Here is a 14,875-nt window from a genome sequence, read left to right as displayed (position 1 = left end):
GCATATATGCAGGCGCTGTCACATGCGGTGGCCCGGTGTCGGAGGGCTTGGGCGGGCCTGGTTAGGCTCCGGCCTCATGGACGTACTCATCCATCTCTTCGTCGGCCTGCACATCATCGGCATCGCCTCGCTCCTCGGCGGCTTCCTCACCCAGATGAAGGCGATGGGCCAGGGCACTGCCCGCTTCGTCCCCGCGATGCTGCACGGCGCGGCGACGATGCTGGTCACCGGCGTGATCCTGGTCGGCCTCAACCAGGCCGACGATCATCCGGTCAACAACATCAAGATCGGCGTGAAGCTGGCCCTGCTGATCGTGATCCTTGGCCTCGTCTACGTGAAGCGGGACGACGAGAAGGTCGACAAGGGCCTGTTCGGCCTGGTGGGCCTGCTGACCATGGCGAACATCTTCATCGCGGTGCTGTGGACGTGACATCGGCACGGACGGCCACCGAGGCCGCCCGGACCGCCGCCGCGGCGACCGCGAGCCACACGACCACGGCGATCCACAGCAGCACCTCCCCGAGCCCCTTCAGCCACGGGACGCCGACGGCCGAGGCGACGGACAGCGTCGCCGCCGCCGTCACCCCCGTCGGGAACGCGGTCGACCACCGTCGCACGTCGTAGCGCAGCCGCGGCCGCAGCAGCTCGGCCACCAGCAGGACGGCGTACCAGCACAGGGCGAGCACGAGCAGGGCGCCGGTCACGGTGCGCAGGACGCCCAGGTTGTCGTCGTTCCACAGGTACAGGCTCGCGCTGTCGGCGGAGATCAGCTTCGCCCCCGCCAGCGCCGAGATGGCGAGCGCCCCGCCGGCCACCCACTGGTCCCCGGCCCCCTCGACGGTCTGGCGCAGGTCGAAGTAGGCCAGGGCGAAGCAGTAGAGCACGATCCCCAGCCAGAACAGCACCATCGCCGCGCGCGCGAGCCAGGCCGTCGACAGAGCCGCGGCGAGGGTGGCGCCGAGCACCGCGAGCCCCTGCGTGGCGACGCACCCGAGGAACACCGTCCCCGGCATACGCCGCCGCCAGTGCCGTACGACGTCGACGAGCAGCACCGGCCACAGCACCGCGGACAGCGCCAGCAGCGCCTCGGCGAGGGTGTGCCGGCCCAGTGCGGAGAAACGGGTGCCGAGCACGGTGGTGGCCGCGACCGAGGTGAGCGCGGCGGGCGTGCCCGCCCGGCGCACCCATTCCTCCCGCTCCCACAGCAGCTGCAGGACGAAGTCCGCCGCCAGTGCCAGCCAGGCGGCGCAGGCGAGCACCAGGGCGATCCAGGACAGGGCCTCGTACCCCGACAGCTGCAGACCGACGGACAGGATGCCGGTCGCGAGCACGGCGGCCCCGGCCGCCGGCGGACGCTGCGCCCACCAGGCGCGGGGAGAGGAGGAGCGGGGCATGGGCCGATGCTAAGGAGCCCCGCGCGCGTTGCGAGCGGGGCACGCGCGCGGGCGCCCGAAAATACGCGCGGGCGCAGGCAGAGCACCGCGCTCCCTCAGGAGTAGTGCTCCCCCACACCCACGCGCGCGTGCCTCACCGCAGCCGGCGGTCAGGCCGGACGCACCACGCTGTGGATCCCCGACTCGCCGTCGTAGTAGATCGACTCCTCGCGGACGTACGCGCCGGGCTTGGGGGCGTGGATCATCATGCCGTTACCGATGTAGATGCCGACATGGCTGACGTCGTCGTAGAAGAAGACCAGGTCGCCGGGCTGGGCGTCGGCGAGGGAGACGGTGGTGCCGGCGTTCACCTGGTCGTAGGTGGTGCGCGGGAGGGTGACGCCGGCGGCCTTCCAGGCGGCCTGGGTGAGGCCGGAGCAGTCGTAGGAGTCGGGGCCCGTGGCGCCCCAGACGTACGGCTTGCCGATCTGCGCGCGGGCGAAGGCGAGCGCCTTCTCGGCCTTGGTCGACGAGGAGGACGAGGAGGACGAGCCCGAGGCCGAGCTCGACGGCGTGCTCTCGGCAGCGGCAGCCGCCGCCGCTGCCGCCTGCTGCTTCGCGAGCTCCGCCGCCTTACGCGCGGCCTCCTCCTGCTTCTGCTTCTCGATCTCCGCCAGCCGGGCCTTCTCCTGGGCGGTCAGCTCCGAGAGCAGTACGCGCGCGTCCGTGAGCTTCTTCTGCACGGTCGCCTTGGCCGTCTTCAGGTCGTCCTGCGAGTCGGTGAGCGTCGCGAGGCTCTCGGCTGCCTCCCGGCGCTGCTTCATCGTCGCGGACTGTTCGGTGACGTACTCGTCGACCGCGTCCTTCTGGCGCGAGGTCAGGCGGCTCATCAGCTGGGCCTGGTCGAAGTAGTCCTGCGGCGAGTCCGCGAGCAGGAAGGTCGCGGTGTCGGGCGCGGTGGCGCCGGTCCGGTACTGCGCCGCGGCGAAGGAACCGAGCTCCTCGCGCGCTTCGTTGAGCTTCTGGGTGCGCTGGGCGACGTTGTCCAGGAGGGTGTCGACCCGCTTGCGCTGCTTGGCGGTCTTCTCCTTGGCCGCGTTGTAGTTCTCGGTCGCCGACTCGGCCTGGCGGTACAGGTCGTCGACCTTCTTCTCGACCTCCTCGAGGCTCGGCCTGCCGTCGTCGGCCGAGGGACTGGCGTTGGCCGTCTGGGAGAGCAGGGCGACGGAGGTGAGGGCCGCCGTGGCGAGGGCGGGGGTCCGTATGCCGGCTACGCGCGTACCTGCGGGACGCGACTTGCGGTGCGACGCCAAGAGAGGCGACTCCTTCCACGCTCCGCCTACCGGGTTAGCTGTCGGGTTCGGGCGGATGGATCGGAAGGGTTGCCCTACGGCCTGTCCCCCATGGGGAGTCGGGCCGATTCACCCCGGGTCTCGGTTGGGTCCCCGGTTCCGGTCGCCGTGCGGGCGTACCGGACTCGGCGGAGGCCGCGCGGCCCGGCGACGTTCGCCGGTGGGGGTCGTGCGGCCTGTTGGGCACGGTAGCCAACTCGTGTGACGCCTGTGAAGGTTGATGGGTGATATGCCCGATACATTTTCGTGACCTAAGGCCAGGGCGTTGCTGGCCGTGGTCAATCTGGAGTGATCTGTGGTGACTTGTCCGGAGTGGTGACGTCCGCCCACTTCGTCGCGCTAACTTCCAGCGAGCCACGGTGGGGTGCCGTGGCGGGGGAGAGAGGTACGGCCATGAGGAAGCGCACAGCACTCGTCGTCGGCACATCGGTCGTGCTCGCCGTCACCGCGGGCATCGCACCCGCGAGCGCCACGAGCGCCATGAGTGCCGCCGGCACCACGGGCGGACACGTCGGCGGCAAGCCCGTGATCCGCGTCATCGCGAAGGGCCTGGACAACCCGCGCCAGCTCTCCTACGACGACGGGCACGTGTACGTCGCCGAAGCCGGCCGGGGCGGCAAGAAGTGCGTCGGCGAGGGAGAAGAGGGCCGGACCTGCGTCGGCCTCTCGTCGGCGGTCACCAAGATCTACTGGGACGGGAACGCCTGGCAGCACTACCGGGTGGTGGACAGGCTGCCGTCAGGCGCCGCGCCGGACGGCGGTTTCGCGACCGGCGTGGACGGTGTCTCCGCGCTCGACGGCTGCGTCTGGGCCGTCGAGACCTACGCCCCGCCGGAGGCCGGCATCCCCACCGGACCGCCCTGGAACACGCTCGGCAAACTGCTCTCCGTCGACCACGGCAAGGCACGGATCACCGCGGACATCACCGCCGTCGAACAGAAGTACAACCCGCACAAGGCGACGGTCGAATCCAACCCGTACGCCGTCCTGGCCCTTCCCGACGGCCGCAGGATCGTCGCCGACGCCGCCGGAAACGACCTGGTCGTGGTGTCCCCGTCCGGCAAGGCCCGGCCCTTCACGGTCTTCCCCGACCACGACAGGCACCAGGCCGTCCCTACGTCCCTCGCGCTCGGCCCCGACGGCAAGCTCTACGTCGGCGAGCTGAACGGTGAGGCGGAGAAGCCCACCGCGCGCGTATGGAAGGTCGACCCGCGGACCGGAAAGATCCTCGGCTGGAAGTCGGGCTTCGGCTCGATCACCGGGATCGCCTTCAACGGCGACGGCGACCTGTACGTCAGCCAGCTCTTCGCGAGCAGGGTGACGAAGGTCTCGGGCAGCAAGCGTACGAACGTCCAGGTGCCCTTCCCGGCGGGCGTGGCGGTCGATCCGTACGACGGCAAGGTCTACGTCTCCGCCTGGTCGATCGCGGACCGTGACGGGACCGTCCTGGACGGCAGGAAGACGCCGGGCGGGCAGGTCTGGAAGATCCTCGGCTTCTGAGGCCCGCGGTCCTCGGTCGATCGATTCCCGGTCCTCGGTCACTCGATTCCGGGGATGTTCTCAGGGCGGCGGCGGGTTGTCGGTGGGGCGGCCTAGACTCGGAGAGCGATGAGCAGCCTCTTTGACGACAGCTTCCTGGCGGATCTCCAGGCCCCTCGGGCCCATGGGGAGGAACCCCCGCCTCCGCCCGAGGACGAGCACGTGTCGGAGCCGATTCCGGACGACCTGTTCGGCGGGAAGTTCGACGTGCCGCCGGACCGGGACGTGTACTACCGCGACGGTGCCCCGCGCCCGGCGATCGACCCGGCCGCCCTCCTGGAGGGGCTGAACGAGAACCAGCGTGCCGCCGTCGTCCACTCCGGCTCCCCGCTGCTCATCGTGGCCGGCGCCGGGTCCGGCAAGACGCGCGTCCTCACCCACCGCATCGCCCACCTGCTCGGCGAGCGGAACGTGCATCCGGGCCAGATCCTCGCGATCACCTTCACCAACAAGGCCGCGGGCGAGATGAAGGAGCGCGTCGAGCACCTCGTCGGCCCGCGCGCGAACGCGATGTGGGTGATGACCTTCCACAGCGCGTGCGTGCGCATCCTGCGCCGCGAGAGCAAGAAGCTGGGCTTCACGTCCGCCTTCTCGATCTACGACGCCGCCGACTCCAAGCGGCTGATGGCCCTGGTCTGCCGCGACCTGGACCTCGATCCCAAGCGTTTTCCGCCGAAGTCCTTCAGCGCCAAGATCTCCAATCTGAAGAACGAGCTGATCGACGAGGAGGACTTCGCCGCCCAGGCCACCGACGGCTTCGAGAAGACCCTCGCCCAGGCCTACGCCATGTACCAGTCGCGCCTGCGCGAGGCCAACGCCCTCGACTTCGACGACCTGATCATGACGACGGTCAACCTGCTGCGCGCGTTCCCGGACGTCGCCGAGCACTACCGCCGCCGCTTCCGTCATGTACTCGTCGACGAGTACCAGGACACCAACCACGCCCAGTACGCCCTGGTGCGTGAGCTCGTCGGCACGTCCGAGCACCCCGTGGACGTGCCGCCCGCCGAACACGACCTCCAGCCCGCCGAACTGTGCGTCGTGGGCGATGCCGACCAGTCGATCTACGCGTTCCGCGGCGCGACCATCCGCAACATCCTCCAGTTCGAGGAGGACTACCCGGACGCGACGACGATCCTGCTGGAGCAGAACTACCGCTCCACGCAGACCATCCTGAGCGCCGCCAACGCCGTCATCGAGCGCAATGAGTCCCGCCGCCCCAAGAACCTGTGGACCAACGCGGGCGCGGGCGCGAGCATCACCGGGTACGTCGCCGACACCGAGCACGACGAGGCGCAGTTCGTCGCCGACGAGATAGACCGCCTCACGGACGCGGGCGAGGCGAAGGCCGGCGACGTCGCCGTGTTCTACCGCACCAACGCCCAGTCCCGTGTCTTCGAAGAGATCTTCATCCGCGTCGGCCTGCCCTACAAGGTCGTCGGCGGCGTCCGCTTCTACGAGCGCAAGGAGGTCCGGGACGTCCTGGCCTACCTGCGCGTCCTGGCCAACCCGGAGGACTCGGTCCCGCTGCGGCGCATCCTCAACGTGCCCAAGCGGGGCATCGGCGAGCGCGCCGAGGCGATGATCGACGCCCTCTCCCAGCGCGAGAAGATCAGCTTCCCGCAGGCACTGCGGCGCGTCGACGAGGCCTACGGCATGGCCGCGCGGTCGACGAACGCCGTGCAGCGGTTCAACACGCTGATGGAGGACCTCCGTACGATCGCCGAGTCGGGCGCCGGCCCGGCGACGGTCCTGGAGGCCGTCCTCGAACGGACCGGCTATCTCGCCGAGTTGCAGGCCTCCACCGACCCGCAGGACGAGACCCGCATCGAGAACCTCCAGGAACTCGCCGCCGTGGCCCTGGAGTTCGAGCAGGAGGCCGGCGAGGGCGAGGCGGCGGGCGGGCTCTCCGACTTCCTGGAGCGGGTCGCGCTCGTCGCCGACTCCGACCAGATCCCCGACGAGGAGGACGGCGACGGGGTCATCACGCTGATGACCTTGCACACCGCCAAGGGCCTGGAGTTCCCGGTCGTCTTCCTGACCGGCATGGAGGACGGCGTCTTCCCGCACATGCGTGCCCTCGGCCAGGCCAAGGAGCTGGAGGAAGAGCGCCGTCTGGCGTACGTCGGCATCACCCGCGCGCGTGAGCGGCTCTACCTCACGCGGTCGGCGATGCGCAGCGCCTGGGGGCAGCCGTCGTACAACCCGCCCTCCCGCTTCCTGGAGGAGATCCCGCCGGCCCACCTGGAGTGGAAGCGGACGGGCGCCACGGCACCGGTGTCCTCGGGGCCGGCGGCCTCGCTGTCGTCCTCGCGTTCGCGTTCGTCGGCGTCGGGCGCGTCCGGTTTCGCCACGCGCAGGGCATCGGAGAAGCCGGTGGTGTCCCTGGCCGTCGGCGACCGGGTCACGCACGACCAGTTCGGACTCGGCACGGTCGTCGGAGTGAAGGGCACGGGCGGGAACGCCGAGGCGACGATCGACTTCGGGGACACGAAGCCGAAGCGGCTGCTGCTGCGGTACGCGCCGGTGGAGAAGCTCTAGCGGTCACGAGTCGAGCCCCCGGCGCAATGCCGGGGGCTCGACTCGTACTTACTGCTGGCGCTCACTGCCGACGCTTACTACGGGGTCCTACGTCGGGTCGAGGCCGTGGCTCCGCAGCCACGGGAGCGGGTCTATCGCCGAGCCGCCACTGGGCCGTACCTCGAAGTGCAGGTGAGGCCCGGTGGAGTTGCCCGAGTTTCCGGAGTACGCGATCGGGTCGCCGGCCTTCACCGTCGAACCGGAGGCGACGCGGTAGCTGGAGAGGTGGCAGTACCACGTCTCCGTGCCGTCCTTCGCCGTCACGATCATCATGTTGCCGTACGCGCTGTTCCACTGCGTACGGACGGTGCCGTCGGTCGCGGACATCACGGTCGTGCCGTACGAGACCGGGAAGTCGATGCCGGTGTGCACGGACATCCAGTTGATGCCGGCCTGGCCGAAGTACGCGCTCAGCCCCTTCTGCTCGACCGGAAGGGCGTACTTCGGGCGCAGCCGCTCCTTGCGGGCCGCCTCCGCCGCCGCCTTCTTCTTCTCGGCCTCCTGCTGGGCCTTGAGGTCGATGCGTTCCTGTGTGCGGCTGGCCCGGTCGGCGAAGTCGTCGGCGCCGGCGGAGAGGCTCTCGAGCTGGGTGTCCAGCTTGTTGTTGGCGGCGGCCGGTTTCACCGCCTGCGCGTCCGAGGCGGACGCCGTCGTGTCCTTGCCGTCGTCCGTCAGGGTGCCGACGGAGGCGGCCGCGATCCCGGCGACACCCATCACACACGCCGAGGGCACGGCCACGGTGAGCAGCGCGGAGCGCTTCGGGGGCGTACGGCGGCGGGAACGGGACGCGCCGCGGGACGCCGCGCGCGGGGCCGGGAGCGGGACGGCCTCCTCCTGGTCGTCAAGGAGGGGCGCTTCGGAGGGGAGTTCGCCGGTGTCGGTCGACTCGCCCTCTGCCGGGGCCGGTTCGTCGGCCGAGGTGGGGGACTCCTCGCCGTCGGTGTTCCACTGCGTGGCGTCGTACGCGCCGGTGTCGAAGGCCTGCGCGCCCCATTCCCACTGCTGGGTGAGGTCGGCCGGAGTGCTGGACCGGTCGGGCTGCAACCAGGTGTTCGCGTCCCACTGGCCGGAGACGTCGGAGGCCGTGGTCTGCTGCGGGACGGTGGACAGCTGCCGGTGGTCGGCGGACCAAGTCGTCGTGTCGTACGCGCCGGTGTCGTAGGCGGCGTGGTGCTGGGCCGCGTACGGGTCGTAGTTCAGGGTCTCGTGCGCGCCGGTGGACCACTGGCCCGCGTCGTACGAGCCGCTGTGGTGACCGGTGTGGTGGCCGGTGTCGTACGAGCCGGTGTCATGGGCGTTGCCCGGAAGGCTGCCGAAGAGGGGGTCGGTCGCGAAGGCCGTGGTGGCGTGGGCGCCGGTGTCGAAGCTGCCCGTTGCGAAACCGTTCGCGTCGTACCCGCCGCCGTACGTGGTGAAGTCGCCGTACTGGGCTTCCTCGGTGCCGTACGGCGCATAGTGCGCCGAAGCGGCGTCGGAAGCCGGAGCCGGGGTGGTCATGGTCCCCGACGGGTGACGGTCGTTCACCAACTTCTCTTTCGCCTCGACAACAGGGGCTGCCAGAGCAGTGCGGTGACTGTACCCGTCGGTATGCGGGCGCGACAATCTTCGGCAGGTTTCATGCGCGCAGGAAACGGGCATTCGGCCGTGTTTCGGGGGACTGCGGGCACGAGTTTGGCCTTGCGTTCGAAGATTGTTCGAGTTCTAGGTGCCCTCGGGCCTCGGTATGCCGGCTGCGGCGGGCCGCCGTTAGGGCGAAGCACGCCATATGTCTGCTATTTCCGTCGTGTTCTTATGCCACGGTCAGGTCATCGGTGTGCGCGGCGGAGTCGGTGACGGCGTCCGATGCCGGCCGCTGTGTGGTCTCGAGGGCCTGTCGTATCCCGGTCGCGACGGCCGGGTGCACGGGCAGGGCGAGGTGTCCGATCCCGCTCACCCGCACGTTCTGCGCCAGTAGGTCAGGGTGGTCGATACAGGCGGTCTCCAGTGGGTCCATCACGTGGTCGAGGTCGCTCCAGAAGCTGACGAATTGCGTACGGCAGCCGGGGGCGGGCAGTGCCAACTCCTCGATGACCTGGGAGCCGGGACGCATCTGGCGCACGATGGGGTGCGCGTTCGCCAGCGGCACCGCCCGGGTGCCGGAGTGCGGGGTGCCGAGCGTGACCAGCGTGCGGACGCGCAGGTCACCGCCGAGCCGCTGGACGTAGTACCGCGCGATCAGGCCGCCGAGACTGTGCCCGACGATGTCGACCTGCCCGCTGCCCGTGCGCTCGCAGATCTCCTCTACGTGCCGGCCGAGCAGTTCTGCGGCGGTGCGGATGTCGCAGGTGAGCGGCGAGTAGTTGAGTGACATCAGCTGGTGACGGCCGTGCTGGGCGAGGCTGCGGCGCAACACGACGAACACGGAACGGTTGTCGATGAAGCCGTGCAGCAGGACGACCGGGGGGTGGTCGGGACGGGTCGGGAGCTGGGGAGTGTCAGGGGTGTCCGGGGCGGCCGGCGACCGCCGCTCCTGGGCGATGCCGGAGGGGTAGAGAAGGAGGTGGCCCGCGAGGATCACGACCTCCAGGGCGGTGGCCTTCAGGAGGGCGACGGAGAGTCCCGCCAGTCTGGTCGGCACAAGCCACTGGCAGAGGGGCGGTAAGGGCGGCAGTGCCCGGGTGACCTTCATGGCCGACCTCCTGTCGGCACACGGAGGACGACTCTGTCCCCCCGTGTGCTCTCGTGGAAGTCGCGGCGGAGGCTGTCGGTGCGGGGTGCGCCGGGTGCGCTGTCGTTCCGTGCTGCCCTGCGTGCCCGGCTTTCCTGCGTCGGCTCGCCGCACCGCCACGGCGCGCGGTCTTGCGGCGCGGTGGTGCCGGCGACCTCGTTGCGGCTCCCGTGCGCGGGTTCCCTCCTCGCCCCTCGGCCGCAGGGCATGCGGCGCGTGGGCCGCGGAGACTCGGAACGATGCGCGGCGAACGTGTCCCATCGTGTGATTTCCCCCTCGGTGTCCTCCGCGAAACCGCCGGTTACGGGATGCTGGCGATAACGTTCGTTCACTTCCCCGGCGGTGTGACGTGTGCGGTACTTGTCGGTAGGGATGGATGCAGTCGCTTCATGGAGGCAGTGATGGGTGTGGCAGCCGGTCCGATCCGCGTCGTAGTGGCCAAGCCGGGGCTCGACGGCCATGATCGCGGGGCCAAGGTGATCGCGCGGGCGCTGCGCGACGCCGGCATGGAGGTCATCTACACCGGGCTCCACCAGACTCCCGAGCAGATCGTCGACACCGCGATCCAGGAGGACGCCGACGCGATCGGGCTGTCCATCCTCTCCGGTGCCCACAACACGCTCTTCGGGGCGGTGATCGACCTGCTCAAGGAGCGGGACGCGGAGGACATCCTCGTCTTCGGCGGCGGGATCATCCCCGAGGCGGACATCCCGCCGCTCAAGGAAAAGGGTGTCGCGGAGATCTTCACGCCTGGAGCGACGACGGCGTCGATCGTGGACTGGGTCCGGGCGAACGTACGGCAACCCGCCGGAGCGTAGCGGTCAGCTACGGACGGTGACTGCCGGGGTATGGGCGCCGTGGTGGCGGGGGCGGCCGCTTCCGGCCTCTCCTCCATCACCCCGGGGCGACCGCACCCAGCACTTGCGTCATCACCGGGCGGCCGCGCCCAGCACTTGCGTCATCACCGGGGCGGCCGCGTCCAGCTCCTCCGCCATCACAGCGCGCAGGCGCAACGTGGTGACCAGGCGCTGGAAGGCCTCCGCCCAGTAACCCGCGGCCCCCGGTGACGCGTCCTCCGGCTCGTCGGGTATCGCCAGCAGGCCGTCGAGCCGGCTCGCCGCGGCCGGGGCGAGGCAGCGCTCGGCCAGCCCCATCACTCCGCTGAAGCTCCATGGGTAGCTCCCGGCGTCCCGTGCGATGTTGAGCGCGTCGACCACCGCCCGCCCGAGCGGCTCGGCCCAGGGCACCGCGCACATGCCGAGCAGCTGGAACGCCTCGGACAGGCCGTGCGCGGCGATGAACCCGGCGACCCACTCGGCCCGCTCCCGGGCGGACAGCGTCCCGAGCAGCTTCGCCCGCTCGGCGAGGGACACCGCGCCCGGTCCGCCCGCCTCGGGCGCGGAGGGCATCCCCAGCAGCGCCCGCGCCCACTCGGCGTCCCGCTGGCGCACCGCCGCCCGGCACCACGCCGCGTGCAGTTCTCCCTGCCAGTCGTCCGCCACGGGCAACGCCACGATCTCCTGCGGGGTCCGTCCGGCGAGCCGCCCGGACCAGGTGGCGAGCGGTGCCGCCTCCACCAGCTGGCCGAACCACCACGACCGCTCACCCCGGCCCGCCGGCGCCTTGGCCAGCACACCGTCGCGCTCCATGTCCGCGTCGCACTCGTGCGGAGCCTCGACGGTGAGCATCGGCACGGCCCGCATGTGGTCGACGGCCACGCAGGCCCCGGCCCGCACCGCCATCCGTGCGGCGAGCGCCGAGCCCGGCAACGCCGACAGCAACTCCGCCGCCGTCGCCCGCACATTGCGGCTCCGGTCGGCCAGGGCCTGCTCCAGGAAGGCCTCGTCCCGCGGACCGAGGCCCGTGCGCAGGGAATCGAGGAACATCAGCCGGTCCTCCGCGCGTTCCGTCGCCCAGGTGGCCGCGAGCAGTTCGCGTGCGGCCTCAGGCTCGCGCGCCCGTATCGCCGACAGCAGGGCGACCCGCTCGGCGAACAGACCCTCCTGCCACAGCTGCCCGATCCTGTCCGTTTCCTCCGGGGCCGGCAGCGCCGTACCCCCGCCCGGGGTCGCGCGCAGGGCGAACCGCCAGTCCGGGTTCAGCCGGGCCAGCCATACGGCGCGCGGGCCCGCGAACGCCAGCGCCGCCGGCCGCAGGTCCGTACGGCCGCGGGCCGCGTCCAGCAGCGCGGGCAGCGCCTGAGGGGGTGCGGCGAAACCGCGGGAGTTCGCCACCGCGAGCCACTGGGGCAGCAGCTCCATCAGGTCCGGTGCGGTGCCCCTGCGACCTCCGCCGCCCACACCGGAACGGTCGGCCAGCAGCATCGTCAGCCTGTGCGCCGCTGCCGCGGGCAGCGCCGGGCGCGGGTCGGCGGGGGCCGGTTCCGGGCGCCGTGCCGCGCGGGCCGGCCGCAGTCCGGCCCGTCGGCGTACGGTCTCCGCGGCCGCCGCGTCCAGCAGCGCCACCGGTGCTTCCCGGCCCCGGCCGGGCCCGGAGGCGGGAGGAGTACGCCGGTCCGTCCCGAGCAGCGCCGTGGTGACCAGGTCCTCCCAGGCGCCCGGCGTGGGCGCGTCCACGGGAACGGACGTCCTGTTCATGGGGTTCCTTTCCACAGGTGGGTGGCGTGCGGTGGCCGACGGTTCAGCACAGCGGCACCGCCTCGCCCGCGCCCTCCGGCCAGGCCGTCAGCGGGGTGAAGCCCCGGTGGCCGCACTCGCCGAAGACCTTGACGGGGCCACCCCCCGACAGGGCGACCAGGCGCCACAGGCCCGGGCGTGTGCGGGCGGTGGGGGTGAGCGGCAGGGCCGTGTCCTTGTCGGCGTCAGCCAGCTGCCAGGAGTCGCCGTCCGCGACCGGTATCACCCGGTCCAGCGTCACCGGGACCGAGTCCAGCCAGGGGTCGTCCCGAAGCGCCTCGCCGTAGCGGGCCGCCGCCTCGGTCGCCGTCACTCCCGGCGGCCGGAGCGCCGTCGGCGCGGGTGGTGCGAACTGTTCGCCCAGGGCCGCCCGTGGCTGTCCGGCGCCCGGGTACGCGGACACCTCGGCCTCCAGGGTCAGCCCCACCGGCAGCGCGAGCTCCGGGGCCCGGCCCGCGGCGCCGTAGGAGAGGAGGAGCGCCGTGCGCCCCGAGTCGGCGCCGTGCAGCCAGATGCGGCGGGTCGTCAGCTTCGCGTCCGCCGTGTCGTACTGGGCGAGGACCAGCCAGCGGTCGCGCAGCGGCGGGCCGTCCGCCGCGCCGGGCAGGCCGATGCGGGAACGGACCGTCGCCGCCAGGCCGTCCGGCAGCCGCTCCCGACGCAGCCATCCCTGGTCGAGGAGGTGGAGCAGCGCGCACTCCTCCAGCAGACGCATGGGCCAGCCGGGCCCCGACGACGGGATCGCGCCCAACTCGCGTACCCGGGCTGCCAGGCCGGGCGCCTGTGCGTCGACCATGCGGGCCGCCGTCTCCTCCCACAGCCCGTACCCCGCCTGCTCCGCCGTGGCCAGGCCGCCGCGCAGCAGGTCCGTCAGACGGTGCTCCAGCTCCGTCGCCCCCGCCGTGATCCGCTCGGCCCGGCGCTCCGCCCTGCGCCGCGCCGCCTCGGGATCACCACTTCCCGGCGAGGAACCCCCGGCGCCCGCCGGCCGTTTCTCCCCCGCACGCTTCCTCCTCCCCGCCAGCCACTCCCCGGCCCAGGCCGGCGGCTGCCCCGGCGGCATCGCGGCGTCCCCGCCCGCCCAGAGCAGCAGCAGCCCGAGCGCGTGCTTGCAGGGGAACTTGCGGCTCGGGCAACTGCACTTGTACGCGGGGCCGGACGCGTCCGCGACATCGACGACCGTCTGATACGGCTTGCTGCCACTGCCCTTGCACAGTCCCCACACCGCCCCCTCGTCAGAACTCCCCGCCTCGGACCACGGGCCGGCCGCGCCGAGTTTGCTCCCCGCCTTGCGTGAAGCGGCGTCAGGTGCCAGTGCCAGCACCTGGTCCGCCGTCCAGCGCACCCCCTGCTGAGTCATGCCATCGAAGGTAGATCCCACCACTGACAATCGGCCCAACGAGCCGGATCGCGCAGCGTTTGTGCAGGTCGGAACGCATTGTCAGTGCCGTGGTGCACGGTGGACACCAGATCCGAACCGGCCGAGCTGGAGGGGGCCTCAGCCATGACTGTGTCCGTGGAACCGACGGTGGTCGATCCGTCCGCGCAAGGGACGGGCGAGGCGTTGCGGCCGCACGCCGAGGACGCCTTCGCCGCCGAACTCGCCGCACTGGCCGCGCAGGACGACCGCCCGCGTCCGGCCCGCTGGAAGCTGTCGCCGTGGGCGGTGGCGACCTATCTGCTCGGTGGCGCCCTGCCGGACGGCACGGTGATCACGCCGAAGTACGTGGGCCCGCGCCGTCTCGTCGAGGTCGCCGTCACCACGCTCGCCACCGACCGGGCGCTGCTCCTGCTCGGCGTGCCCGGCACCGCGAAGACCTGGGTCTCCGAGCATCTGGCCGCGGCGGTCAGCGGCGACTCCACCCTGCTGGTGCAGGGCACGGCCGGCACACCGGAGGAGGCGATCCGCTACGGCTGGAACTACGCGCAGCTGCTCGCCCACGGCCCGAGCCGCGACGCCCTCGTGCCCAGCCCCGTCATGCGGGCCATGGCGGAGGGGATGACCGTGCGCGTCGAGGAACTGACCCGCATTCCGGCCGACGTACAGGACACGCTCATCACGATCCTGTCGGAGAAGACCCTGCCGATACCGGAGCTGGGCCAGGAGGTGCAGGCGGTCCGCGGGTTCAACCTGATCGCCACGGCCAACGACCGCGACCGTGGGGTCAACGACCTGTCCAGCGCGCTGCGCCGCCGCTTCAACACGGTCGTGCTGCCCCTGCCGGAGAGTGTCGAGGCCGAGGTCGACATCGTCGCGCGCCGCGTCGACCAGATCGGCCGCTCTCTCGACCTGCCGGCCGCGCCCGACGGCATCGACGAGATCCGCCGCGTCGTCACCGTCTTTCGCGAACTGCGCGACGGGGTCACCGCCGACGGCCGTACGAAGGTGAAGTCGCCCAGCGGCACGCTGTCCACGGCCGAGGCGATCTCCGTCGTCACCAACGGCCTCGCGCTGGCCGCCCACTTCGGCGACGGAGCGCTCCGGGCGGGCGATGTCGCCGCGGGCATCCTCGGCGCAGTGGTCTGCGACCCGGCGTCCGACCGGGTCGTCTGGCAGGAGTACCTGGAAGCGGTCGTACGCGAGCGGGACGGCTGGAAGGACTTCTACCGGGCCTGCCGGGAGGTGAGCGTGTGAACGGCACCGGATGGGGGTTCCGGGATTGCGCGGGAGGGCGCCGGCGAGGACGA

Annotated in this window: 11 protein-coding genes and 1 riboswitch; of the genes, 5 read left to right on the top strand and 6 right to left on the bottom strand. The window is 71.6% G+C overall.

Annotation, left to right across the window (positions count from 1 at the left end):
- Positions 1 to 76 precede the first annotated feature (76 nt).
- Positions 77 to 430, top strand: a complete 354-nt coding sequence (locus ACFY16_RS38995; RefSeq protein ID WP_390651975.1) for a hypothetical protein — start codon at positions 77 to 79, stop codon at positions 428 to 430.
- Here the strand turns inward: ACFY16_RS38995 and ACFY16_RS38990 are convergent.
- Together ACFY16_RS38990 and ACFY16_RS38985 are read right to left on the bottom strand one after the other, a co-directional pair.
- Complete coding sequence (locus tag ACFY16_RS38990; protein ID WP_390651974.1) at positions 408 to 1,394, bottom strand: tellurite resistance/C4-dicarboxylate transporter family protein; 987 nt, start codon at positions 1,392 to 1,394, stop codon at positions 408 to 410. The two genes, ACFY16_RS38995 and ACFY16_RS38990, sit on opposite strands and share 23 nt — an antisense overlap.
- Before the next feature lie 149 nt (positions 1,395 to 1,543).
- The gene (locus tag ACFY16_RS38985) at positions 1,544 to 2,686 is read right to left on the bottom strand and encodes an NlpC/P60 family protein (RefSeq protein WP_390651973.1); all 1,143 of its coding nucleotides are present in this window, start codon (positions 2,684 to 2,686) and stop codon (positions 1,544 to 1,546) included.
- Between the two features lie 7 nt (positions 2,687 to 2,693).
- Positions 2,694 to 2,866, bottom strand: a riboswitch (cyclic di-AMP (ydaO/yuaA leader).
- A 252-nt stretch (positions 2,867 to 3,118) separates the two neighbouring features.
- On the opposite strand from ACFY16_RS38985, the gene ACFY16_RS38980 reads away from it, so the two are divergent.
- Both ACFY16_RS38980 and pcrA read left to right on the top strand, forming a co-directional pair.
- Positions 3,119 to 4,225 (top strand): ScyD/ScyE family protein, encoded by a 1,107-nt coding sequence (locus ACFY16_RS38980; protein WP_390651972.1) that lies wholly within the window; start codon positions 3,119 to 3,121, stop codon positions 4,223 to 4,225.
- A gap of 108 nt (positions 4,226 to 4,333) precedes the next feature.
- On the top strand, positions 4,334 to 6,805 hold the full coding sequence (gene pcrA / locus ACFY16_RS38975; RefSeq protein WP_390651971.1) for a DNA helicase PcrA: 2,472 nt from the start codon (positions 4,334 to 4,336) through the stop codon (positions 6,803 to 6,805).
- Between the two features lie 87 nt (positions 6,806 to 6,892).
- Here the strand turns inward: pcrA and ACFY16_RS38970 are convergent, their stop codons facing one another.
- Positions 6,893 to 8,482, bottom strand: a complete 1,590-nt coding sequence (locus ACFY16_RS38970) for a M23 family metallopeptidase (RefSeq protein WP_390651970.1) — start codon at positions 8,480 to 8,482, stop codon at positions 6,893 to 6,895.
- 151 nt (positions 8,483 to 8,633) lie between these two features.
- Positions 8,634 to 9,512 (bottom strand): esterase/lipase family protein, encoded by an 879-nt coding sequence (locus ACFY16_RS38965; RefSeq protein ID WP_390651969.1) that lies wholly within the window; start codon positions 9,510 to 9,512, stop codon positions 8,634 to 8,636.
- Between the two features lie 440 nt (positions 9,513 to 9,952).
- Here ACFY16_RS38965 and ACFY16_RS38960 point away from each other — a divergent pair, with 440 nt between their 5' ends.
- The gene (locus tag ACFY16_RS38960) at positions 9,953 to 10,369 is read left to right on the top strand and encodes a cobalamin B12-binding domain-containing protein (protein ID WP_351143578.1); all 417 of its coding nucleotides are present in this window, start codon (positions 9,953 to 9,955) and stop codon (positions 10,367 to 10,369) included.
- A 111-nt stretch (positions 10,370 to 10,480) separates the two neighbouring features.
- Here the strand turns inward: ACFY16_RS38960 and ACFY16_RS38955 are convergent, their stop codons facing one another.
- On the bottom strand, positions 10,481 to 12,148 hold the full coding sequence (locus ACFY16_RS38955; RefSeq protein ID WP_390651968.1) for a DUF5691 domain-containing protein: 1,668 nt from the start codon (positions 12,146 to 12,148) through the stop codon (positions 10,481 to 10,483).
- Between the two features lie 43 nt (positions 12,149 to 12,191).
- Positions 12,192 to 13,547 (bottom strand): SWIM zinc finger family protein, encoded by a 1,356-nt coding sequence (locus ACFY16_RS38950; protein ID WP_390651967.1) that lies wholly within the window; start codon positions 13,545 to 13,547, stop codon positions 12,192 to 12,194.
- Positions 13,548 to 13,691: 144 nt separating this feature from the next.
- Here ACFY16_RS38950 and ACFY16_RS38945 point away from each other — a divergent pair, with 144 nt between their 5' ends.
- Positions 13,692 to 14,822, top strand: coding sequence for an AAA family ATPase (locus ACFY16_RS38945; RefSeq protein WP_390651966.1), 1,131 nt, complete (start codon positions 13,692 to 13,694; stop codon positions 14,820 to 14,822).
- Positions 14,823 to 14,875 lie beyond the last annotated feature (53 nt).

The sequence above is a fragment of the Streptomyces sp. NPDC001315 genome (assembly GCF_042896175.1).
In the GTDB taxonomy this organism is placed as follows: domain Bacteria; phylum Actinomycetota; class Actinomycetes; order Streptomycetales; family Streptomycetaceae; genus Streptomyces.
This window is presented reverse-complemented; position numbering and strand designations above follow the sequence as displayed.

Excerpts from the sequence above, each read along its gene's own strand:
- ACFY16_RS38995 (WP_390651975.1), top strand. The coding sequence starts at position 77 with ATGGACGTACTCATCCATCTCTTCGTCGGCCTGCACATCATCGGCATC.
- ACFY16_RS38990 (WP_390651974.1), bottom strand. The coding sequence starts at position 1,394 with ATGCCCCGCTCCTCCTCTCCCCGCGCCTGGTGGGCGCAGCGTCCGCCG.
- ACFY16_RS38980 (WP_390651972.1), top strand. The coding sequence starts at position 3,119 with ATGAGGAAGCGCACAGCACTCGTCGTCGGCACATCGGTCGTGCTCGCC.
- pcrA (WP_390651971.1), top strand. The coding sequence starts at position 4,334 with ATGAGCAGCCTCTTTGACGACAGCTTCCTGGCGGATCTCCAGGCCCCT.
- ACFY16_RS38970 (WP_390651970.1), bottom strand. The coding sequence starts at position 8,482 with ATGCCCGTTTCCTGCGCGCATGAAACCTGCCGAAGATTGTCGCGCCCG.
- ACFY16_RS38965 (WP_390651969.1), bottom strand. The coding sequence starts at position 9,512 with ATGAAGGTCACCCGGGCACTGCCGCCCTTACCGCCCCTCTGCCAGTGG.
- ACFY16_RS38960 (WP_351143578.1), top strand. The coding sequence starts at position 9,953 with ATGGGTGTGGCAGCCGGTCCGATCCGCGTCGTAGTGGCCAAGCCGGGG.
- ACFY16_RS38955 (WP_390651968.1), bottom strand. The coding sequence starts at position 12,148 with ATGAACAGGACGTCCGTTCCCGTGGACGCGCCCACGCCGGGCGCCTGG.
- ACFY16_RS38950 (WP_390651967.1), bottom strand. The coding sequence starts at position 13,547 with ATGACTCAGCAGGGGGTGCGCTGGACGGCGGACCAGGTGCTGGCACTG.
- ACFY16_RS38945 (WP_390651966.1), top strand. The coding sequence starts at position 13,692 with ATGACTGTGTCCGTGGAACCGACGGTGGTCGATCCGTCCGCGCAAGGG.